Consider the following 21,887-nt stretch of genomic DNA (forward strand, 5'->3'; position numbering starts at 1 on the left):
AAATGAAGTGCGGGAGGCGAGTTAAATCATTGAAACCAAGGCGCATCAGTGGCAGATGGCGCCGTCCTGCAGCAAGGCCACTTCGAGCATGATTTCACTGGTGCGTTGCAGCCGGGCCTGCGCTTCCAACCCCTGGGCGCGCCATTGGTCCAGCACGGCATCGAGGTGACGCGCCGATTCGGGGTCGGCTTGAGCCAGCTGCACCTGGGCCGAGGGGGCGGGCGCGATGGCATCGTCGAGCAGGCGGTAAAAGCGCCATTCGGTCTGCGCCAGCAGCCGCTGCAGCAGACCTTCGTCTTCGGCCAGCGCCGCGCATTCGCCGGCCATGAAGGCGCTGACGGCATGCACCGCCGAGCGGTATTGCACCGGGCGTGCGCCCAGGCGCTCGCGCAGAGGTTCGGCGTAGGGGCTGCCCTGGGCAACGCACACGTTCAGACCGGCCAGATGTGCCGGGCTCTCCAGCGGGCTCTTGCGCATCACGACGATGCGGCCAGGCCCCTTCACATAGGGCACCGCGCCGCGCATCGGGGTTGGCGTGCCTGCCGGACCGGGCGGACTGCCCGCCAGCACCAGATCCACCTGGCCTGCCGCCGTGGCCGTTGCCACCTGTTCGGGCGCGAGACCCACCAGTTGCACCTTCACACCCAATTGCTGGGCAATATGGCTCGCCAAACCGGCGTCGTAGCTGTCGGGTTCGGGGGGCAAAGGGTCGCTGGGCAGGGACGGGCGTGGGTACTCGCGCACGCCCACGCGCAGCACGCCGCGCTCGCGCGCCTGCAGCAGCAGGGGCCCGGGCGCCGGAGCGGAAAGGTTGGCTGGTGCGAAGGCTGCCACCAGCAGGTAGGCATCGGCTGGCCACCGCGACATCGCAACCCATCCGGCCGCAGCCAAGGCCGCCAGCGCCGCCAGCCACACGCGGCGTTGTATCGCGCGCCACAAAGGGCGTGGCTGCACGGCTGCGCCGCCCGAGGGCAGGGCGCGGGGCTCAGCCATGGAACTCCAGCCCCTTGCGCCAGCCGGTGAGCCGCGCCTCGATCAGGGCGAGTAGGTAGTTCAGGCCCAGCCCCAGCAGGGCCAGCAGCAGGATGCCCGCGTACATGGTGGGGATCTGGAAGATCTCCTGCGCATTCAGGGTCAGAAAACCCAGCCCTGCATGCGCGCCGATCATTTCCGCGGCCACCAGCGCCGTGATCGAATACGCGCCCGCCAGCCGGATGCCCGTGAAGATCGAGGGCGAGGCCGCCGGTAGCACCACCCTGAAGAAGATGTAGCCGCGCGATGCCCCCATCGACAGGGCCGAATGCACCAGCAATTTGTCCACCTGCTTGACGCCACCGATGGTGTTGAGCAGCACTGGCCAGAACGCAGCCCAGAAGATGATGGCCACCTTGGATGATTCGCCAATGCCCAGGAACAGCAGGAACACCGGAAACAGCGCAAACGCCGACACCTGGCGAAACAGCTGCAGCAGCGGGTCCATAAAGGCTTCAAAACGCTGGATGGCGCCCATCAGCAGCCCCAGGCCAACGCCGCTGGAGATGGCCAGCAGCAGGCCGATCAGCGAGCGTTGCAGGCTGGCGGTGACATGCTTCCAGAGCTGGCCGTTGTCCACCAGGGTGGCGATGGCGCGCACCACGTCGGAGGGCGGGCTCAAGAACGCCGGGTTCACCCAGCCCGCGCGAGGCAGCAGCTCCCACACGGCCAGGAACAGCAGGATGCAGGCGCTGCGCTCCAGGCCGCGCCGCAGCGCGCGCAGCAGGCCGAGGTGTGTGGCCGTGGACTCTACCGGGGCCGGCCCGGTGGTTGCAATGGCAGCAGCGGCGGTGACAGATGTGGTAGATGTGGTCATATGGCAAATCCCGTGAGGGCCAGGCGAAAGTCTGGCGCGGTGGGCACCAGCGGGGCGAGCGGTTCTTGTCGGTGGTTGCTGGCAAAGGCCACCTCGTCGCGCAGGATTTCCCAGGCTTGCTGGCGCAACTGCACAAACGCCGTGGAGTTGCGGATTTCCGGGGCACGCGGGCGTGGCAGCGGCACGTCCAGAATCGCCTTGATGCGGCCGGGCCGGTGCGTCATCACGGCAATGCGGTCCGACAGGTAGATCGCCTCGTCCAGGCTGTGGGTGATGAAGACGATGGTTTTCTTGTGCAGCTCCCAGATGCGCAGCAGCTCGGACTGCAGGATTTCGCGCGTCTGCGCATCGAGCGCGGCAAAGGGCTCGTCCATCAGCAGCAGGTCGGGGTTGTAGGCCAGCGAGCGCGCAATGGCCACGCGCTGGCGCATGCCGCCCGACAGCTCATGCGGGTAACGATGGCCGAAGCCTTCCAGCCCCACCAGTTCCAGAAACTCCTGCGCGGTGCGCCTGCGCTCGGCCTTGGGCACCTTGCGGATCTCCAGCCCCACCTCGATGTTGCGCAGCACCGTGCGCCACGGAAACAGCGCATAGCCCTGGAACACCACGCCCTGGTGCTGGTTGATGCCCTCGGCGGGGCGGCCGTCGATGGTGATGCTGCCGCCGGTCTTGCGCGACAGGCCTGCCAGCATGCTGAGGAAAGTGGATTTCCCGCAGCCCGAAGGCCCGAGGATGGTGAAGAACTCGCCGGGGCGCACGTCCAGGTCGAAGTTCTTCAGCGCGGAAATGGTCTTTTTCTGGCCGAGCTCGTCACGGACCTGAAAGTCCATCTGCACGCCGCGCGCCACGATCTTGGCATCGCTCATGGGGTCAGCCCTTGGCGTGCGGGTTGAATTCGTTGGTGTAAACGTCGGCCACCTTGACCTTGCCGGGGGCTAGCTTGCCTTCGGCCTGCAGGATGTCGATGTAGTACTGGATGGGTGGCTCGGTGATGAGCTGGTTGTCCACGTAGGCGTAGCGCTCCACATGCTTAAGGTCCATGCCGATGCGCTCGGCCGTGTATTTGCGGGCCTCCTCGGGGTTGGCGTTGACCCAGTTGCCGGCCTTGGCAAGGGCGGCCACCACGTCACGCACGGCCTGCGGGTTCTCGCGGGCGAACTTGCCGTTCACGCTGTAGGGCGACATGCCACCGAGGCCGCCGTCCAGGTCGAAGTCGCTCCACAGGCGCAGCAGGTCGGTGTTGGCTTCGGCGCCACCCGAGTGCGGCGGGTGGATGATGGCCAGGTCCACATTGCCCGTTACCACCGCCTGCTCGTTCTGGTTGTCGGGCACCACGATGAAGTTGATCTTGTTCACGTCCACGCCGTGCTCGCGCAGGTATTTCTTGGTGACGAACTCGGCGCAGGCGCCAAAGCTGTTGAAGCCGATGGTCTTGCCTTCAAGGTCCTTGGGCTGGCGGATGCCCGAGCTCTTCTTCACGAAGTACTTCATGTGGGGCGCTTCCTGCAGCGTCTTGCCGCCTGCTGCCACCACCTTCATGTCGGCGCCACTGGCAATGGCCGAGATCACCAGCGGCACCATGCGGGCACCAAAGTGGATGTCACCCGTGCCCACGAGCGGAATGATCTGCGGCGCGGCCACCTTGCCCACGTACTTGGGCCGGGTGCTGGTGCCCTCGAAATAGCCCAGGCGGTCGGCCAGGTAGATCAGGTCGAACGAGGGGTTGTCGGGGTAGAGAAATTCGACGATCTTGCTGTTGCTTGCCGCCGGCGGTGCAGTGGCGCCAGCGGTGGCGGCGGCCTGCTCATCGGGGCGGGAGCAGGCGGCCAGGCCCCAGCTGGCAGCGGTCAGTGCGGTGAGGGTTTTCAGCGCCGAGCGGCGGCTGGTGGCTAAGGTCATGGTGCGCAGTCCTTCGAAAGGGAAACAGGTCGAAGGCTGCAGCGTAGGTTTTGATGCGCATCAAGCCAACGAAGGTTTGCGCATATGGTTAGGCGGTGCGTCGCGCATGCGCGGCCCGCAACCGAAATTTCAAGTAAAAATGGCCTTTAGCGCTTATTGATAAAGCGGTGTTAGCTATCCAATTTGTAGCGATATTCAGGCCAAGCCCTGTCAGGGTGCGGGATCGCCCGGCCCGATTCAGCGCTTCGAATCCGGCGGGCTGGCCGGCGAATTGGGCGGCGCAAACAAATCCCAGCTGGCGATGAACAAGGCCGCGATGGCGGGGCCGATGACAAACCCGGTCAGCCCGAACAGGGCCATTCCGCCCAGCGTGGAGATCAGCACCACGTAGTCTGGCATCTTGGTGTCCTTGCCCACGAGGATGGGGCGCAGCACGTTGTCCACGAGTCCGATCACGCCAATGCCATACAAGGTGAGTACCACGCCTTGCAATGTGGCGCCGGTGGCCAGAAAGTAGAGCGCCACAGGCCCCCAGACAAGGCCGGCACCCACGGCGGGCAGCAGCGACAGAAAGGCCATGGCCACGCCCCACAGCACGGGGCCCTGGATGCCCAGAATCCAGAAAATCAGGCCGCCCAGTGCCCCTTGCGATGCCGCCACCACGATGTTTCCCTTGACGGTGGCCCGGATGACGGTGGTGAACTTGCTGGTCAGCTGGCGCTTGTGTTCGCTGTCGAGCGGCGTGGCGTGGCTGATGCGTTTGGCCAGTGCCGCGCCGTCGCGCAGCAGAAAGAACAGCAGATACAGCATGACGCCAAAGCCCACCATGAACTCCAGCGTGTTCTGCCCGATGTTCAGCGCCTTGGTCGCGACAAACTGGCTGGCCTGTACAGCCACCGACGACAGCTTTTCCTGCACTTGGCCCAGGGTTGTGAGGTTGAACCGGTCCAGTAGGCCGGCGGCCCAGGCGGGCAGGGCGGCAATGATCTGCTGCAGATACTGGCCAAAATTCAGCTGGCCGGACTTGGTGCGGTCATAGATGCCGGTGGCTTCCTGTACCAGCGAAACAGCGATCAGGGTCATGGGCAAAATGACCATCACCAGGCACAGAACCAAGGTGGCCAGGGCAGCCAGGTTCGGGCTGCCGGGCATGCGCCGCAGCAGGCGGCGGTGCAGTGGCGCAAACAGGATCGCCAGCACCACTCCCCAGAACACCGCACCATGAAACTGCCACAGGATGGCGCCGAAGGCGAGCGTGACCAGCGTCAGGAGAATCAGGAACACGCGGTTCTCAAAGGAGGAGGGTTGCATGGGCGTCGGGGGGGCAGATGGAATGCACGCACTGTACGCGAGTGAATGGCAGGCGCATGACAGGGGCTGCCGCCGGACGGGTATTCGCCGGGGGGACTGCCGGCTGGAGCGCCTGGGCGTTCAATGGCACAATACCGTCCGTACCAAGGCCCTTCCCCAGCCACAGTCGCATCCGCCAATCGGTCCAGCCGTGTCGCGGAAGGTTTCTCAACCAGCTAATGCTTCCCCAAGGGAAGCGGAGGTCAGCGGAATATGAGCGATACGACATCCGTCTATCAAGCCTACCAAGGCAACACCTACCTCTTCGGCGGCAATGCGCCCTATGTCGAAGAGATGTATGAAAACTATCTTGCCAACCCTGGCAGCGTGCCCGACACCTGGCGCGCGTATTTTGATGCGCTGCAGCATGTTCCCGCTGTGGACGGATCCAATGCCAAGGATGTCCCGCACCTCCCCGTGATCAATGCCTTTGCCGAGCGCGCAAAGCAAGGCGGCACCAAGGTGGTGGTGGCCAGCAACGACGCCGAAATGGGCCGCAAGCGCACCGCAGTGCAGCAACTGATTGCCGCCTACCGCAACGTGGGCCAGCGCTGGGCCGATCTGGACCCCCTGAAGCGCGCCGAGCGCCCCGCCATTCCCGAGCTGGAGCCTTCGTTTTACGGCTTCACCGATGCGGACCAGGAAACGGTTTTCAACACCAGCAACACTTTTTTCGGCAAGGACACCATGTCCCTGCGCGATCTGATCAATGCGCTGCGCGAAACCTATTGCGGCACCCTCGGTGCGGAGTACATGCACACCACGGATCAGACGCAAAAGCGCTGGTGGCAACAAAAACTCGAAAGCATCCGCAGCAAGCCCCAGTTCAGTGCCGACAAGAAAAAGCACATTCTTGAGCGCCTGACGGCCGCCGAGGGCCTGGAGCGCTACCTGCACACCAAGTACGTCGGGCAAAAGCGCTTTTCGCTGGAAGGTGGCGAGAGCTTCATCGCTGCCATGGACGAGTTGATCCATTCCGCAGGCTCCAAGGGCGTTCAGGAAATCGTGATCGGCATGGCCCACCGTGGCCGGTTGAACGTGCTGGTCAACACCCTGGGCAAGATGCCCAAGGATCTTTTTGCCGAATTCGACCACACGGCGCCAGAAGACTTGCCCGCCGGTGACGTCAAATACCACCAGGGTTTCAGCTCGGATATCGCTACCGTGGGTGGCCCGGTGCATCTGTCGCTGGCCTTCAACCCCTCGCACCTTGAAATCGTGAACCCGGTGGTGGAAGGCTCGGTGCGTGCCCGCATGGACCGCCGCGGCGACCAGCGTGGCAGCCAGGTTCTGCCCGTGCTGGTGCACGGCGATGCAGCCTTCGGTGGCCAGGGTGTGAACCAGGAGACCCTGGCGCTGGCACAAACCCGCGGTTACACCACGGGCGGCACGGTGCATATCATCATCAACAACCAAATTGGCTTTACCACCTCGGACCCGCGCGACATGCGCTCGTCCACGTTCTGCACCGACATCGTCAAGATGGTCGAGGCACCCGTGCTGCACGTCAATGGTGACGATCCCGAGGCCGTGGTGCTGGCCACGCAACTGGCGCTGGAGTTCCGCATGGAGTTCCGCGAGGATGTGGTGGTGGACATCACCTGCTTTCGCAAGCTGGGCCACAACGAGCAGGACACCCCCAGCCTGACCCAGCCGCTGATGTACAAAAAGATTGCGGCCCATCCTGGCACCCGCAAGCTTTATGCCGACAAGCTCGCTGCACAAGGCCTTGGCGCCAATCTGGGTGACGAGATGATCACGGCGTACCGCGCTGCCATGGACGCAGGCAAGCACACGGTGGACCCGGTACTGACCAACTTCAAGGGCAAGTACGCCGTGGACTGGTCGCCCTTCCTGGGCAAGAAGTGGACCGACGCCGGCGACACCGCCATTCCGCTGACCGAGTGGAAGCGGCTGTCCGAAAAGCTCACCACCATTCCGGACAGCGTTGCGCCGCACCAGCTGGTCAAGAAGGTGTATGACGACCGCGCCGCCATGGGCCGTGGTGAAGTCAACGTGGACTGGGGCATGGGCGAGAGCATGGCCTTTGCCTCGCTGGTGGCCAGTGGTTACCCGGTGCGCCTGTCGGGTGAGGACTCGGGCCGTGGCACCTTCACGCACCGCCACGCCGTCATTCACGACCAAAAGCGCGAAAAGTGGGACACCGGCACCTATGTGCCGCTGCAGAATGTGGCCGAGAATCAGGCTCCGTTCGTCGTGATCGACTCCATCCTGTCCGAAGAAGCCGTGCTGGGCTTCGAATATGGCTACGCGGGCTCCGACCCCAATACGCTCGTCGTCTGGGAAGCCCAGTTTGGCGACTTTGCCAACGGCGCGCAGGTGGTGATCGACCAGTTCATCGCCTCCGGCGAGGTGAAGTGGGGCCGTGCCAACGGCCTGACGCTGATGCTGCCGCATGGCTACGAAGGCCAGGGGCCCGAGCACAGCTCTGCGCGCCTGGAGCGTTTCATGCAGCTGGCGGCCGATGCCAACATGCAGATCGTGCAGCCCACCACGGCTAGCCAGATCTTCCATGTGCTGCGCCGCCAGATGGTGCGCGACCTGCGCAAGCCGCTGATCATCTTCACGCCCAAGTCGCTGCTGCGCAACAAGGATGCCACCTCGCCGCTGTCCGAGTTCACCAAGGGCAGCTTCCAGACGGTGATCCCCGAGCAGAACGAGGCCATCGACAAGAAGGCCGACAAGGTCAAGCGCGTGATTGCCTGCTCTGGCAAGGTTTATTACGACCTGGTGAAAAAGCGCACCGAGAACGAGGTGAGCGACGTGGCGATCATCCGCGTCGAGCAGGTCTATCCGTTCCCGCACAAGGCGTTTGCTGCTGCGATCAAGAAGTACCCCAACGCCACGGACATCGTGTGGTGCCAGGACGAGCCGCAGAACCAGGGCGCCTGGTTCTTCATCCAGCACAACATCCACGAAAACATGCTCGATGGCCAGAAGCTGGGCTACTCCGGTCGCGCCGCGTCTGCTTCGCCTGCCGTGGGCTATTCGCACCTGCACCAGGAACAGCAAAAGGCGCTGGTCGAAGGCGCGTTTGCCAAGCTCAAGGGTTTTGTCCTGACCAAGTAAGGCCGGCAACCCCTCTCCAGAACAAAACCCCATTCCGAAAGAATTGATATGGCTATCGTAGAAGTCAAAGTACCGCAACTGTCTGAATCCGTGGCCGAGGCCACCATGCTGACCTGGAAAAAGAAAGCCGGCGAAGCGGTGGCAGTGGACGAGATCCTGATCGAGATCGAAACCGACAAGGTCGTGCTGGAAGTGCCCGCACCCGCTGCTGGCGTGCTGGCAGAAATCGTCCAGGGCGACGGCGCCACCGTGGTGGCCGAACAGCTCATCGCGAAGATCGACACCGAAGGCAAGGCCGGGGCCGCCGCTCCTGCCGCTGCAGCGCCCGCTGCGGCAGCGGCACCTGCAGCCGCTGTGGCCGTGGCTGCTGCTGCCACCGGTGGCTCGAAGGCCGACGTGGCCATGCCCGCCGCCGCCAAGCTGCTGGCCGACAACAACCTGTCGGTGTCGGCCGTGGCCGGCACGGGCAAGGATGGCCGCGTCACCAAGGGCGACGTGCTGGCCGCCGTGGCCGGTGGTGTGCAGTCCACCGCTGCGGTCATTCCCACTGGCGTGCCCACCAAGGCGCTGCCGCAGGTGGCCTCCGTGGCCAAGCAGGATCTTGGCGACCGCCCCGAGCAGCGCGTGCCCATGAGCCGCCTGCGTGCCCGCGTGGCCGAGCGTCTGCTGCAGTCGCAATCGACCAACGCCATCCTGACCACGTTCAACGAAGTGAACATGGCCCCGGTGATGGACATGCGCAAGAAGTTCCAGGATGCGTTCACCAAGGAACACGGCGTGAAGATCGGCTTCATGAGCTTCTTCGTGAAGGCAGCCGTGCATGCACTCAAGAAGTACCCGGTGCTGAACGCCTCGGTCGATGGCAACGACATCGTCTACCACGGCTATTTCGACATCGGCATCGCCGTGGGCTCGCCCCGTGGCCTGGTGGTGCCCATTTTGCGCAACGCCGACCAGATGAGCTTTGCGGAAATCGAGAAGAAGATCGCTGAATTCGGCAAGAAGGCCGCCGAAGGCAAGCTGGGTATCGAAGAGATGACCGGTGGCACGTTCTCGATCTCCAACGGCGGCACCTTCGGCTCGATGATGTCCACCCCGATCATCAACCCGCCGCAGTCGGCCATTTTGGGCGTGCACGCCACCAAGGACCGCGCCGTGGTCGAAAACGGTCAGATCGTGGTGCGCCCGATGAACTACCTGGCCATGTCGTATGACCACCGCATCATCGACGGCCGCGAAGCCGTGCTGGGCCTGGTGGCCATGAAGGACGCGCTGGAAGACCCCTCGCGCCTGCTGTTCGACATCTAAGCGCGGAGCGCTGAACGCATCGACCCACCCATGTGGCCTGGCCTGCGCTGGAGCCCGTCGGTGGGTCTTTCTCCAACTGATTAAGTGAGATTTCCCCATGAGCAAACAATTTGATGTCGTCGTGATCGGCGGCGGCCCCGGCGGCTACATCGCTGCCATCCGTGCAGCCCAGCTGGGCATGAACGTGGCCTGTATCGACGAATGGAAGAACGACAAGGGCGGCCCGGCCCCCGGCGGCACTTGCACCAACGTGGGTTGCATTCCGTCGAAGGCGCTGCTGCAGTCGTCCGAGCATTTCGAGCACGCCAACAAGCACTTTGCCGACCACGGCATCACCGCCACGGGCGTGAAGATGGACGTGGCCAAGATGGTGGCCCGCAAGGACAGCGTCGTGAAGCAGAACAACGACGGCATCCTGTACCTGTTCAAGAAGAACAAGGTCAGCTTTTTCCATGGCCGTGGCTCGTTCGTGAAGGCCGCCGAGGGTGGCTATGAGATCAAGGTGGCCGGCGCCACCGAAGAGACCCTGGTGGGCAAGCAGATCATCATCGCCACCGGCTCCAATGCGCGTGCATTGCCCGGCGCAGCGTTTGATGAAGTGAACATCCTGTCCAACGATGGTGCGCTGCGCATCGGCGCCGTGCCCAAGAAGCTGGCCCTGATCGGCTCGGGCGTGATCGGCCTGGAAATGGGCTCGGTCTGGCGCCGCCTGGGCGCGGAAGTGACCGTGCTCGAAGGCCTGCCAACCTTCCTGGGCGCAGTGGACGAGCAGATCGCCAAGGAAGCCAAGAAGGCGTTTGACAAGCAGGGCCTCAAGATCGAGCTCGGCGTGACCGTTGGCGAGATCAAGAGCAGCGAGAAGGGCGTCAGCATCGCCTACACCAACAGCAAGGGTGAAGCGCAAACCCTGGATGCAGACAAGCTCATCATCTCGATTGGCCGCGTGCCCAACACCATCGGCCTGAATGCCGAAGCCGTGGGCCTGCAGCTCGACGAGCGCGGCGCCATTGCCGTGGACGGCGATTGCAAGACCAACCTGCCCGGCGTGTGGGCCGTGGGCGACGTGGTGCGTGGTCCGATGCTGGCGCACAAGGCCGAGGAAGAGGGCGTGGCCGTGGCCGAGCGCATGGCGGGCCAGCACGGTCATGTCAACTTCAACACCATTCCCTGGGTGATTTACACCAGCCCCGAAATTGCCTGGGTGGGCCGCACCGAGCAGCAGCTCAAGGCCGATGGCGTGAAGTACAAGGCCGGCACCTTCCCGTTCCTGGCCAATGGCCGCGCGCGGGCACTGGGCGACACCACCGGCATGGTCAAGTTCCTGGCCGATGCCACGACGGACGAAATCCTGGGCGTGCACATGGTCGGGCCACAGGTCAGCGAGCTGATTTCCGAGGCCGTGGTGGCCATGGAGTTCAAGGCCAGTGCGGAAGACATCGCCCGCATCTGCCACGCCCACCCGTCCTTGAGCGAAGCCACCAAGGAAGCGGCCCTGGCCGTGGACAAGCGCACGCTGAATTTCTGATTCTTTGCATCAAATTGGCTGCTAGCGCTTATGTATAAAGCGCTAGCAGCTATTTATTTTATAGCGGCATAGTTTCAGGGCATTTTCAACGTGACCGTCAAGCAGACCTATCTCAAAGAACTTGCTGCCAAGGGTTTTCAGAGCGACCCGGCACAACTGCGTGCGGTGGACGCTTTGCAGCGCTGCGCCAGTGACTGGGCCGCATACAAGTCGCGCCGCTCCAATGCCTTCAAGAAGATCATCAACCACCCTGAGGTTCCGCGCGGCGTTTACATGTACGGCGGGGTGGGGCGCGGCAAGAGCTTTCTCATGGATTGCTTTTTCAATGCCGTGCCGCTCAAGCGCAAGGTGCGCCTGCATTTTCACGAATTCATGCGCGAGGTGCACCGGGAGCTGGCAGCGCTGCAAGGCATGGCCAACCCGCTGGATATTTTGGGTGAACGCATCGCCAAGCGCTACAAGCTGATCTGCTTCGACGAATTCCATGTGGCCGACATCACCGACGCGATGATCCTGCACCGCTTGCTGGCGGCGCTGTTTGACAACGGGGTGGGCTTTGTCACCACCTCCAACTTCAAGCCCGATGGGCTTTACCCCGATGGCCTGCACCGTGACCGCATCCTGCCGGCCATTGCGCTGCTGAACGAAAAGCTCGAAGTGGTGAACGTGGACAACGGCACCGACTACCGCCGCCGCACGCTCGAGCAGGTGAAGCTGTACCACACGCCGCTGGGGCCCGAGGCCGATGCTGAAATGAACACGGCCTTCGACCAGCTGGCCGAGGTGCATGACGAAGACCCCGTGCTGCACATCGAAGCGCGCGAGATCCGGGCGCGGCGCAAGGCCGGTGGCGTGGTGTGGTTTGATTTCAAAACGCTGTGCGGCGGCCCCCGGTCGCAGAATGATTACCTGGAGATCGCCACGCAATTTCACACCGTTTTGCTGTCGGATGTGCCCTATATGCCCGTCAACATGGCTTCGCCGGCGCGGCGCTTTACCTGGCTGGTGGACGTGCTGTATGACCGGCGGGTCAAGCTCATCATGTCGGCCGCCGTGGCGCCAGAGCAGCTCTACACCGATGGGCCCTTGGCGCACGAGTTTCCGCGCACGGTGTCCCGGCTGCACGAGATGCAGTCCAGGGAGTTTCTGGCACTCGATCGCCGCACCGTGGATACGGGACTGACGTAAATGAAAAACCTTTGGTTCGTTTGGGGTCTTGCGAGCCTGATCGCCGGGCCTGCGCTGGCGCAATCGGCAGCATCTGCGCCGCCAGAACGCGGCCACAGTGCTGCGCAGGCAGAGCGACAGGTTGAACGCGAACGCATCCACCAGGAGCGCCAGGCGATCGCGGCCACGCGCGCGCGTGACGAAACCGCGTGCTATCGCCGGTTTGCGGTGGAGGACTGCCTGCGGGACGTGCGGACCCAGGCGCGCAATGCCGAGCTGCAACTGCGCGCACGCGAGCTGCAGCTCAACGACGCAGAGCGCAAGGAAAAGGCCGCAGAACGCCTGCGTTCGATTGAAGAAAAGCAGCGGCTCGTTCCGGACCGGTCGCAGCCCCAGGGGGCGGCACGCGGGGCGGAGCGTCCGGCTCCCGCCAGTGTGGACGCGTTGCGCACCCAGCATCAGCGTGAGGCGCAGCAACGGGCCGAGCAGCAGCGCACGCGTGAGCAGTCGGGTGCTGAAAATCGGGCCCAGCGCGCCGCGCAAAGCGCTGAACGGGCAGCTGCCGCGCGTGCCCGCCATGCCGACAATGTGAAAGCGGCGCAAGAGCGGCGTGAACGGGTGCAGAAAATGCAGGCCGAATCGGCTGCTGCAGGGCGCAAGCCGGCGGCTTCGTTGCCCGCATCGTCGGGGCTACCACCCGTTCAACCCTGAGCGTGGCTGTTGGGGCTGCTGGATGGGTTGCTCGCGCCCCAGCGCGTGCGCGCCGGACCTGTGCGCTTCAGGCGCTGCCTGTGGACAGCGGGGCCAGTCGCCCGATCTTCTTCTCTTCGGCCAGGGCTTCGATCTTCACGACGATCAGCGACAGATTGTCGCCACCGCCGCGTGCGCGCGAGCGTGCCTTGTCGATCAGGAATTCGGTGGCTTCGCGCGGCGACAGCGAATCCACCACCGAGGCCAGCTCGGTGGGCGAAAAGTAATGCCACACGCCATCGCTGCAGGCCAGCAGCACATCGCCGGGCCGCAATTGCTGGATGGTGTGGGTGGTGATGGGCGGGTCGCTTTCGGTGCCCAGGCAGCCCACCAGAATGTTGGAATGCGGATGGATGTTGGCTTCGGCCTCGGTCAACTCGCCGCGATCGACCAGGGCCTGGACATAAGAATGGTCGCTGGTGCGAAAGCTCAGCCTGGCACCCTCGAAGTGGTAGATGCGCGAGTCGCCCGCATGCACCCAGTGGCAGTCGCCGCGCGGGTTGATCAAAAACGCGGCGATGGTGCTGTGGGGTTCCTGTTCGGATGAAATGGCCGTGAGGCGGATGACGATGTGCGCCTCTTGCACCATGTTCTTGAGCATCGCGGCGGGGTCGTCCGTCTCCGGCGAGTAGCGTTCAAACAACTGGCGGGCTGTCATCATCACCTGGTCTGACGCCTTGCGCCCGCCACTGCGGCCACCCATGCCATCGGCCACCACGCCCAGCACGCACCCGTTGAAGCGTTCGTGGGAGATCAGGGCCACCTGGTCCTGCTGGTATTCGCGGTCACCCTTGTGGATACCCGTAGAGGCGATAAGGCGGAACGCTTTGGTCATGCTGAGGATTGTGGGGGCCGGCGGTGCAAATCCCCATCGGGGAGGTGCGTCAGAGCGATTATTATCCGCTCGCGTGTGGCGTTTTTGCCATGCCCATGAGTGCATCGCACCGCCAACTTCTTGAAATCGAACCACCACTCATTGCCGCGCCAGCTGATTGATTTGCGCATCGCCCATGCCGATCTGGATGCCCGCATCGACCAGGGCACGCATGAGGGAATGCCGGACGATTTTTTGCTCAGGCGCCTGAAGAAGCGCCGCCTGGCAATGCGCGATGAAATCGACCGCCTGGAGCGCGCACTGCAGCCCCAAGAGCCTGCGTGATGAGCCTGGTGGACGCCGTACATGTGGCATTTGGACCTGATGGGGTGCTGTCGCGAATGGACGCACATTACCGTGTCCGCGATGGCCAGATGGCAATGGCCGACGCGGTCGCCAGGACCATTGAGCGGGGTGGCGCCCTGGTGGTGGAGGCAGGCACAGGCGTTGGCAAAACCTTCGCCTATCTGGTCCCGGCACTGCTCAGCGGCGAGCGGGTGTTGCTGTCCACGGCCACCAAGGCTTTGCAGGACCAGCTTTTTGCCCGCGATCTCCCCCAGCTGGTCTCGGCCCTGGCCTTGCCGGTGCGCACGGCACTGCTCAAGGGGCGCGGCAGTTATCTGTGTTTGCACCGCATGGAGCAGGCGCGCCAGCAAGTCGCGCCGCAGGATCGCGTCATGCAGCGGGTGCTGGCGAAGGTGGAGGTCTGGTCGCGCAGCACCCGCTCGGGTGATCTGGCCGAGTTGCCGGGCCTGGACGAACGCTCACCCGCCATGGCGCTGATCACATCCACCCGCGAAAACTGCCTGGGCACGGCCTGCCCCCGGTTTCGGCAGTGCCATGTGAACCTCGCCCGGCGTGAAGCGCTGGCCGCCGATGTGGTGGTGGTCAACCACCATCTGTTCTTTGCCGATGCGGCTGTGCGGGAGTCGGGCATGGCCGAGTTGCTGCCGACCGTGCGGGTCGTGGTGTTTGACGAGGCGCACCAGATCAATGAAATCGGCGTGCAGTTCCTGGGTATGCAGCTGACCACGGGGCAGCTGCTGGATTTTTCGCGGGATCTTCTGGCGGCGGGTTTGCAGCATGCCCGTGGCCTTGCGGACTGGAACACCCTGGCGGGCCCCATCGAGCAGGCCGCTGCCGACCTGCGGATGGCCGTGGGCCCGAATGCCGCCGGCACCAAGCTGCGCTGGACAGGCGAGGTGCCCGAAGCCGTGGCGCCGCAAGGCTGGCATGAGGCCCTTGGGCGGGTGTCAATGGCGTGCGCGCAAGCCCTGGAGGCGCTGGACCCGTTCAGCGAGACATCCCCTGACTTTGTGCGCCTGTACGAGCGCGGCTCTGAGATCTTGGTGCGGCTGGGGCGATTTGCAGCGCCCTGCAGTCCGGACGCCGTGCGCTGGGTGGACGTGGGGGGGGCGCTGCGGCTGGTGGAGTCGCCGCTCGATATTGCACAGGCCATGCGAACCCGCTTGCTTGCGGCTCCCACCGAAACCGCAGAATGGGAAGGTGCGGGTGACGAGTGGCCTGCGCCGCAGCCGCACGCAGGGCGGGCCTGGATTTTCACGTCGGCCACGTTGGGCGACGATGCCGCTCTGACATGGTTCACCGAGCGCTGCGGCTTGCAGGGTGCCGAGATTTTGCGCGTGGAAAGTCCGTTCGACTATGCGTCGCAGGCCGCGCTGTATGTGCCCCGGCATTTGCCAAAACCCGCCGATCCCGCCCACAGCATCGCCGTGGCCCAGTTGGCTGGAGCGGCCGCAGGCCGTCTGGGTGGGCGCACGCTGGTTCTGACCACAACGCTCAAGGCCCTGCGCACTATCGGCGATGCGTTGCAAGCACGTTTCAACAGTCCGGATGGGCTGGAGGTGCTGGTGCAGGGAGACTGGCCCAAACGCCACCTCATGGAGCGCTTTCGCGAGGGAGCATTGAACGGACGGCGCGGCTGCGTGCTGGTGGCGTCGGCCTCGTTCTGGGAGGGCTTTGATGTGCCTGGCGATGCCTTGCAGCTGGTCATCATCGACAAGCTGCCCTTTCCGCCTCCTGGCGATCCGCTGGTGGAAGCACGCACCCACCGCATCGAGGCCGCTGGTGGGCGTGCCTTTCAGATGCTTGCGGTGCCCGAGGCGGCTGTGGCGCTCAAGCAAGGGGCGGGGCGGCTGATTCGGCGGGAATCGGACCGTGGCATCCTGGTGGTGTGCGATACCCGGCTGGTCACCATGGGCTATGGCAAACGGCTGATGCGCGCTTTGCCGCCCATGCGCATGCTTGAAAGTCCCGAGGCGTTCGAGGCAGCGCTGGATGCGCTTACCAGAATTTCCACCACGGATTCGACTTGGTCTTGACGCTGCCCGTGGCGTAAACGCCTTGGGGGTACGAAGCCTCCATGACCCGGCGGGCATCGTCCCGCAGCTGGGTCATGCCCAGGGCGTCGTAGGACTGGATCAGGATGTACAGGGCCTCTTCGAGTGCCGGAACGCCCTGGTAATCGGCCAGTGCCGCCTGGGCGCGGCCGATGGCTGCCACATAGGCGCCACGCTGGTAGTAATAGCGGGCAACGTGCACTTCATACTGGGCTAGCGAATTGACAATGTAGGTCATGCGCTGGCGAGCGTCGTTGGCGTAGCGCGAATCAGGAAACCGGGTTGCCAGTTCGCTGAACGACTCGAAGGAATCCTTGGCCGCTTTCTGGTCGCGCTCTGACAGATCTTGCTGCGAAATCCATGAAAAGAGACCCAGGTTGTCGTTGAAGTTGACCAAGCCTTTGAGGTACAGCGCGTAATCCAGTGCGGGACTGGCGGGGTGTAGCTTCATGAACCGGTCGAGGGTTGCGATGGCCTGGGCCTTTTCACCGGCCTTGTACTGTGCATAGGCTTTGTCCAGCTGCGCCTGCTGGGCCAGCGGCGTGCCTGCGGCACGGCCCTCCAGCTTTTCCAGCAAGGGTACTGCCTTGTCGAAGGCGCCACCGTTGAGCTCGTCCTTGGCTTCCGAGTAAATGCGATTGGGACTCCAGCCCGCTGTCTTGTCTTCCGGAGTGCTGGAGCAACCCGCGAGCAGGCCAGCGGTCAGCAGGGCAGTGATAAATGGCAGGGGAGCACGCAGCATTGCAGGCAGCTTTCAAGCATAAGGTGAACGTGTGCGCGGTTAGACGCTGCAAAGACTGCCGCACTTTTCTGGTGCGGCTTGGCCTGCGGCAGTACCTGAACCGACGTTGGCATTGTACCGACCGTGGCTGCCGCACTTGGCTCGCTTTAATTCGCCATTTCAGGTGCCGGGCCAGATGGGCTTCCTACAATGGAGCCATGTTTGTTCACCTGCGCCTGCACACCGAGTTTTCCGTCGTTGACGGCACCAATCGCATCGATGACCTGGCCAAGGCTGCGGCCCGGGATGGCCAGCCTGCGTTGGCTATCACCGATCTCAACAACCTTTTTGGCGCCATCAAGTTCTACAAGGAAATGCGCGGCAAAGGCGTCAAGCCAATTTTGGGCGCTGAAATTTTTCTCGAAGGCGAGGCGGGGGCGGCGCCGTCGCGCATGCTGCTGCTGGTGCAAGGCCGCCAGGGCTATCTGAACCTGTCCGAATTGCTGGCGCGCGCCTGGACGCGCAATGTGGTCAAGACACAGGCGATTTGCACCTGGGAGTGGCTGCAGGAACTGGGTGATGGCCTGATCGCGATCTCGGGCGCCCAGGCGGGCGCGGTGGGGCAAGCGCTGATGAAGGGCGATGACGCCGGTGCGGCGCAGCTGGCGCTGCGGCTGGCCGGCATCTTTCCGCACCGTTTCTATGTGGAGGTGCAACGGGCGGGGCGCGCTGACGACGAGGCCCATGTCGTGGCGGCCGTGCAACTGGCTGCGCGGCTGCATCTGCCCGTGGTCGCCACGCACCCCGTGCAGTTCGCCACTGCCGACGATTACGAGGCCCACGAGGCCCGGGTCTGCATTTCCGAGGGCGAAATCCTGGGCAACCAGCGGCGGGTGCGCAAGTTCACGCGCGAGCAGTATTTCAAGTCGTCGGCACAAATGCAGGCGCTGTTTGAGGATCTGCCCGCCGCACTGGCGAATTCGGTTGAAATTGCCCGCCGTTGCAATATCAGCCTGGTGCTGGGCAAGCCGCAGTTGCCCAACTTTCCCATCCCGCCCGTGAATGGGCAGGTGATGTCGGTGGAAGACTACTTTCGCCATGTTTCCTTCGAGGGGCTGGAGGACCGCCTTCAGCTTCTGTTCCCCGACGAAGCCAAGCGCAATGCACAGCGGCCGCGCTATGTGGAGCGGCTGGAGTTCGAGCTCAACACCATCCTCAAGATGGGGTTTCCTGGCTACTTTTTGATTGTGGGGGACTTTATCCAATGGGCCAAGACGCACGGGTGCCCCGTGGGGCCGGGCCGGGGCTCTGGCGCGGGGTCTCTGGTGGCCTATGCGCTCAAGATCACCGACCTGGACCCGCTCGAATACAACCTGCTGTTTGAACGGTTTTTGAACCCCGAGCGCGTGTCGATGCCCGACTTCGACATTGACTTTTGCCAGGCGAACCGCGACCGCGTGATCGACTACGTGAAGGACAAATACGGCAAGGATGCCGTGAGCCAGATCGCCACCTTCGGCACCATGGCCGCCAAAGCGGCCATTCGGGACGTGGGGCGGGTGATGGACATGAGCTATATGTTTTGCGACGGCATCTCCAAGCTGGTGCCCAACAAGCCCGGGCAGTCCTACACACTGGCTTACCCGCCCAACCCCAAGAAAGAGGGCGACAAGAACAACTACGCCCTGGAGCTGGAGCCCCTGCTGGCGGAGCGGGTGCAAAAGGAAGAAGACGTCAAGACCGTCATCGAGATGGCGCAGAAGCTGGAAGGCTTGACGCGCAACATCGGCATGCATGCCGGTGGCGTGCTGATCGCGCCGGGCAAGCTCACCGATTTTTGTCCGCTGTACCAGCAGCCGGGCAGCGAGTCGGCCGTGAGCCAGTACGACAAGGACGACGTGGAGGCGATTGGCCTGGTGAAGTTCGATTTCCTGGGTCTGGCCACGCTCACCATTCTGGAAATTGCGCGCGAGTTCATCATCAAGCGCCACAAGGGGCAGGAGAACTTCGCCTTCGAAACCATTCCGCTGGACGATGGCCCGACCTACAGGCTCTTCTCCGATGGCAAGACCGAGGCCGTCTTCCAGTTTGAAAGCCGCGGCATGCAGGGCATGCTGAAAGAAGCGCGCCCCAGCCGCCTGGAGGACCTGATTGCGCTGAACGCCTTGTATCGGCCAGGCCCCATGGACCTGATCCCGAGCTTTGTGAACCGCAAGCATGGCAAGGAAGAGGTGATCTATCCCCATCCGCTGGTGGAGCCCGTGCTGGCCGAGACCTACGGGATCATGGTCTACCAGGAGCAGGTGATGCAGACCGCCCAGGTGCTGGGCGGATACAGCCTGGGCGGCGCCGACATGCTGCGCCGGGCCATGGGCAAGAAGAAGGCCGAGGAGATGGCCGAGCACCGCGCCATCTTCCGCAAGGGCGCGGCAGAAAAGGGCATCGGCCAGGAGAAGGCTGACGAAGTGTTCGACCTGATGGAGAAGTTTGCGGGCTACGGCTTCAACAAGTCGCACGCCGCCGCTTATTCGCTGTTGGCCTACCACACCGGCTGGCTCAAGGTGCATTACACGGCCGAGTTCTTTTGCGCCAACATGACGGTGGAAATGGACGACACCGACAAGCTCAAGGTGCTGTTCGAAGATGCGCAGAAGAGTTTCGGGCTGACGTTCGAGCCGCCGGATGTCAATCGCGGCCGGTACCGCTTTGAGCCCGTGACCGACAAGGTGATCCGCTACGGCCTGGGCGCCGTCAAGGGCACGGGGCAACAGGCCATCGATGCCATCGTTGCGGCCCGTGAAGGGCGGGGCGATGGGCCGCAGGGCTCCACCACGGGCCCGTTTAAGAGCCTGTTCGATTTCTGCGTGCGGGTGGACAAGGCGCGCTTGAACAAGCGCACCGTCGAGGCGCTCATCAAGGCGGGTGCCTTTGACTCGCTCAATCTCAATCGCGCCGCCATGGTGGCGTCGATCGACCGCGCCTTCGACTTTGCCGCGGCCACGCTGGCCAACGTGAACCAGGGCGGCCTGTTTGACATGATGGGTGACGACGCCCATGGATCGAGCACGCAGGAGCCCGATCTGGTGGACGCGGTGCCCTGGGGCATCAAAGAGCGCCTCACGCAGGAGAAGACGGCTATCGGCTTCTACCTCTCGGGCCATCTGTTCGATGAAGTGGCGCAGGAAGTGCGCCGCTTTGTGCGCACCCAGATCGACGAGTTGCTGGACAGCCGCGAGCCCCAGATTCTTGCCGGCATCGTCACCGATTTTCGCGTGATAAATGGCCAGCGGGGCAAGCTGGGGCTGTTCCGGCTGGACGATAAATCGGGCGTCATCGAGGCGTCTGCCGACGAGGCCTTGCTCAACACCTACCGCAACCAGCTCAAGGAAGACGAGTTCGTGGTGATGATGGGGCGCCTGCAGCTGGACCATTTCAGCGGCGGCCTGCGCGTGAAGGTGCAGCAGGTCTGGGATCTGGCGGGCGCGCGTGCGCGGTTCGGCAAATACCTCCATGTGGTGGTGGGGGACAAGTCCCCCGATGTGCCGCGTCTGGTGCAAGAGTTTCCGCCGCGTCGCGAAGAGTCGGAGCAAGGCGATCTGCTGCATGGGCTGCGCGTGCGCATGGGCGTGCGCTGCGTGGCAGAGCAGGGCACCGCGGTGGCCGAGCTGCAGCTGGGCGACGCCAGCCGGTTCTATCCCACCGACGCAGCACTGGCGGCCTGGAGTGCCCAGGTTGGCACAGGCTCTGCTGCCGTTATCTATGAGTGATTTGCGACTATAGACTCGGCTTCCATCAGAAGGTTAAAACCACCGGTTTCCAACCGGTCAGTTTCAGCTATGAGAATGGGGTGGCTGGGGGTGTGAGATGGACTGCAGATCTGCCGGTGTCACAGGCCCGGAGATGAATTGCGCCAGCAGATCGACTGAGAATTGCGGCTGCGCCGCCTTGTCCGCTGGCGCGGTGGCCTTCGTCTTGCGTGGCATTCATGCTTCTTGTTGACATGTTATGCCGCGCACAAAAAATCTCTGACAGGCTCGTACGCCGCCGAAGATGGCGGGCCGTGCGTCTTCGTCGCCGATCATCCAAGTGCTGCGCAGACCTCAAAATGCTCGACCATCGGTGCTTTCACAAAGAATGGACCGACCAAGCCACGCCATTGGCCATAGGCCGGCGAATTGCGAAAGCCTTCGGTATGGTCTTGCAGTGTCTCCCAGTGAATCAGCAGCAGGTAGCGCTCGGGTGATTCAATGCTTCGACGCAGTTCGTATTTGCAAAAGCCCTTGGATGTCGAAATGGCGACACGGATGCCTTCATGGACGGCTTGTTCGAATGCGGCCTGGTGGCCAGGCTGGATGCTGATGTCGGCGACTTCCAAAATCATGTGGTGTTCTCCTTGACCTTGCCCCTGTTTCGTGTAGTTCTTAACCCACCTTAACCCACGATTCACGCGGTCTTTTTATGTTGCGCCGCGTACCAGCGTTGCTCGTACTGCATCGGGCTGAGGTAGTCCAGCGACGAATGCAGCCTGCGGTGATTGTAGAAAGCCATCTAATCCATCACCACCTGCCTGGCCTGCTCACGGGTGGCGAACTTTTGACCATGCACACTGGCCTGCATGTGCAGCTGCAGGGTCCAGCCCACCACCTGCCGACCAAACAGGTCGATGACGGCGGCCAGGGCCGCTGCGGCCATGACCATCCTCTCGTCGACGCAGCCAGTTGAAGTAGTCGCTGGCGCTGACCTCCAGCACCCCGCATGACACGCTCACTGGGTATAGCTTTCTCGTCTGGTCAATCCAGGCGTACCTCGCAGCGTGTCTTGCGCGAAGTACGCCGCGGCTTTTTTTCGATGTCGCGCTCCATGCGAAGACGGCTGACCTCTGCGCGCAACCGCGCTATCTCCATCTGTCCATCTGCTCGGCAGAGACCTTGGCGATCTTGTCATCGCCATCAGCCGGGGGCAAGGTGGTCTTCTGATGGAAAATAAAGGCGTAG

General features: G+C 63.4%; 16 protein-coding genes and 1 pseudogene. 8 read left to right on the top strand and 9 right to left on the bottom strand.

The features are described 5' to 3' along the window. Positions 1 to 45: 45 nt before the first annotated feature. The 5 genes from CCX87_RS08630 to CCX87_RS08650 form a co-directional block, all read right to left on the bottom strand. Complete coding sequence (locus CCX87_RS08630) at positions 46 to 993, bottom strand: transporter substrate-binding domain-containing protein (protein WP_087745531.1); 948 nt, start codon at positions 991 to 993, stop codon at positions 46 to 48. Continuing rightward, positions 986 to 1,849 (bottom strand): ABC transporter permease, encoded by an 864-nt coding sequence (locus CCX87_RS08635; protein WP_198314778.1) that lies wholly within the window; start codon positions 1,847 to 1,849, stop codon positions 986 to 988. Before CCX87_RS08635 ends, CCX87_RS08630 begins: the two co-directional genes overlap by 8 nt. Next, positions 1,846 to 2,715 (bottom strand): ABC transporter ATP-binding protein, encoded by an 870-nt coding sequence (locus CCX87_RS08640; RefSeq protein ID WP_087745532.1) that lies wholly within the window; start codon positions 2,713 to 2,715, stop codon positions 1,846 to 1,848. The genes CCX87_RS08635 and CCX87_RS08640 overlap by 4 nt, the downstream gene beginning before the upstream one ends. Positions 2,716 to 2,719: 4 nt before the next feature. Continuing rightward, positions 2,720 to 3,748 carry an ABC transporter substrate-binding protein gene (locus tag CCX87_RS08645; RefSeq protein ID WP_087745534.1) on the bottom strand — a complete coding sequence of 343 codons (1,029 nt, stop codon included), beginning with the start codon at positions 3,746 to 3,748 and terminating at the stop codon, positions 2,720 to 2,722. Between the two features lie 237 nt (positions 3,749 to 3,985). Beyond that, positions 3,986 to 5,059 (bottom strand): AI-2E family transporter, encoded by a 1,074-nt coding sequence (locus CCX87_RS08650; RefSeq protein ID WP_087745535.1) that lies wholly within the window; start codon positions 5,057 to 5,059, stop codon positions 3,986 to 3,988. A gap of 252 nt (positions 5,060 to 5,311) precedes the next feature. Here CCX87_RS08650 and CCX87_RS08655 point away from each other — a divergent pair, with 252 nt between their 5' ends. The 5 genes from CCX87_RS08655 to CCX87_RS08675 all read left to right on the top strand — a co-directional run bounded on the left by CCX87_RS08655 (position 5,312) and on the right by CCX87_RS08675 (position 12,899). Next, positions 5,312 to 8,188, top strand: coding sequence for a 2-oxoglutarate dehydrogenase E1 component (locus tag CCX87_RS08655; protein ID WP_087745537.1), 2,877 nt, complete (start codon positions 5,312 to 5,314; stop codon positions 8,186 to 8,188). Positions 8,189 to 8,236: 48 nt separating this feature from the next. Continuing rightward, positions 8,237 to 9,496: a 2-oxoglutarate dehydrogenase complex dihydrolipoyllysine-residue succinyltransferase gene (gene odhB / locus CCX87_RS08660; protein WP_087745539.1), complete on the top strand. Its 1,260-nt coding sequence runs from the start codon at positions 8,237 to 8,239 to the stop codon at positions 9,494 to 9,496. 97 nt (positions 9,497 to 9,593) lie between these two features. After that, complete coding sequence (gene lpdA / locus CCX87_RS08665; RefSeq protein WP_087745541.1) at positions 9,594 to 11,021, top strand: dihydrolipoyl dehydrogenase; 1,428 nt, start codon at positions 9,594 to 9,596, stop codon at positions 11,019 to 11,021. A 90-nt stretch (positions 11,022 to 11,111) separates the two neighbouring features. After that, positions 11,112 to 12,209: a cell division protein ZapE gene (gene zapE / locus CCX87_RS08670; RefSeq protein WP_087745543.1), complete on the top strand. Its 1,098-nt coding sequence runs from the start codon at positions 11,112 to 11,114 to the stop codon at positions 12,207 to 12,209. Beyond that, the gene (locus CCX87_RS08675) at positions 12,210 to 12,899 is read left to right on the top strand and encodes a hypothetical protein (protein ID WP_087745545.1); all 690 of its coding nucleotides are present in this window, start codon (positions 12,210 to 12,212) and stop codon (positions 12,897 to 12,899) included. A gap of 67 nt (positions 12,900 to 12,966) precedes the next feature. Here the strand turns inward: CCX87_RS08675 and CCX87_RS08680 are convergent, their stop codons facing one another. Continuing rightward, complete coding sequence (locus CCX87_RS08680; protein WP_087745547.1) at positions 12,967 to 13,773, bottom strand: PP2C family protein-serine/threonine phosphatase; 807 nt, start codon at positions 13,771 to 13,773, stop codon at positions 12,967 to 12,969. 120 nt (positions 13,774 to 13,893) lie between these two features. Between CCX87_RS08680 and CCX87_RS08685 the strand changes: the two genes are divergently transcribed. Together CCX87_RS08685 and CCX87_RS08690 are read left to right on the top strand one after the other, a co-directional pair. Continuing rightward, positions 13,894 to 14,097, top strand: coding sequence for a DUF465 domain-containing protein (locus CCX87_RS08685; protein ID WP_087748254.1), 204 nt, complete (start codon positions 13,894 to 13,896; stop codon positions 14,095 to 14,097). After that, entirely contained in the window at positions 14,097 to 16,154 is a 2,058-nt protein-coding gene (locus CCX87_RS08690) for an ATP-dependent DNA helicase (protein ID WP_087745549.1), read from the top strand. Before CCX87_RS08685 ends, CCX87_RS08690 begins: the two co-directional genes overlap by 1 nt. On the opposite strand, the gene CCX87_RS08695 is transcribed toward CCX87_RS08690, so the two are convergent. Then, complete coding sequence (locus CCX87_RS08695) at positions 16,117 to 16,914, bottom strand: outer membrane protein assembly factor BamD (RefSeq protein ID WP_087745551.1); 798 nt, start codon at positions 16,912 to 16,914, stop codon at positions 16,117 to 16,119. The two genes, CCX87_RS08690 and CCX87_RS08695, sit on opposite strands and share 38 nt — an antisense overlap. Positions 16,915 to 17,111: 197 nt before the next feature. Between CCX87_RS08695 and dnaE the strand changes: the two genes are divergently transcribed. Then, entirely contained in the window at positions 17,112 to 20,660 is a 3,549-nt protein-coding gene (dnaE, locus tag CCX87_RS08700; protein ID WP_087745553.1) for a DNA polymerase III subunit alpha, read from the top strand. Positions 20,661 to 20,971: 311 nt separating this feature from the next. Here dnaE and CCX87_RS08705 read toward each other — a convergent pair whose 3' ends face one another. Both CCX87_RS08705 and CCX87_RS20770 read right to left on the bottom strand, forming a co-directional pair. Then, complete coding sequence (locus tag CCX87_RS08705; protein WP_087745555.1) at positions 20,972 to 21,274, bottom strand: antibiotic biosynthesis monooxygenase family protein; 303 nt, start codon at positions 21,272 to 21,274, stop codon at positions 20,972 to 20,974. Positions 21,275 to 21,336: 62 nt separating this feature from the next. Beyond that, positions 21,337 to 21,800, bottom strand: a pseudogene (locus CCX87_RS20770) (IS3 family transposase); the annotation flags it as partial. Between the last annotated feature and the right edge of the window lie 87 nt (positions 21,801 to 21,887).

This window comes from Acidovorax sp. T1, from assembly GCF_002176815.1.
In the GTDB taxonomy this organism is placed as follows: Bacteria; Pseudomonadota; Gammaproteobacteria; order Burkholderiales; family Burkholderiaceae_C; genus Acidovorax.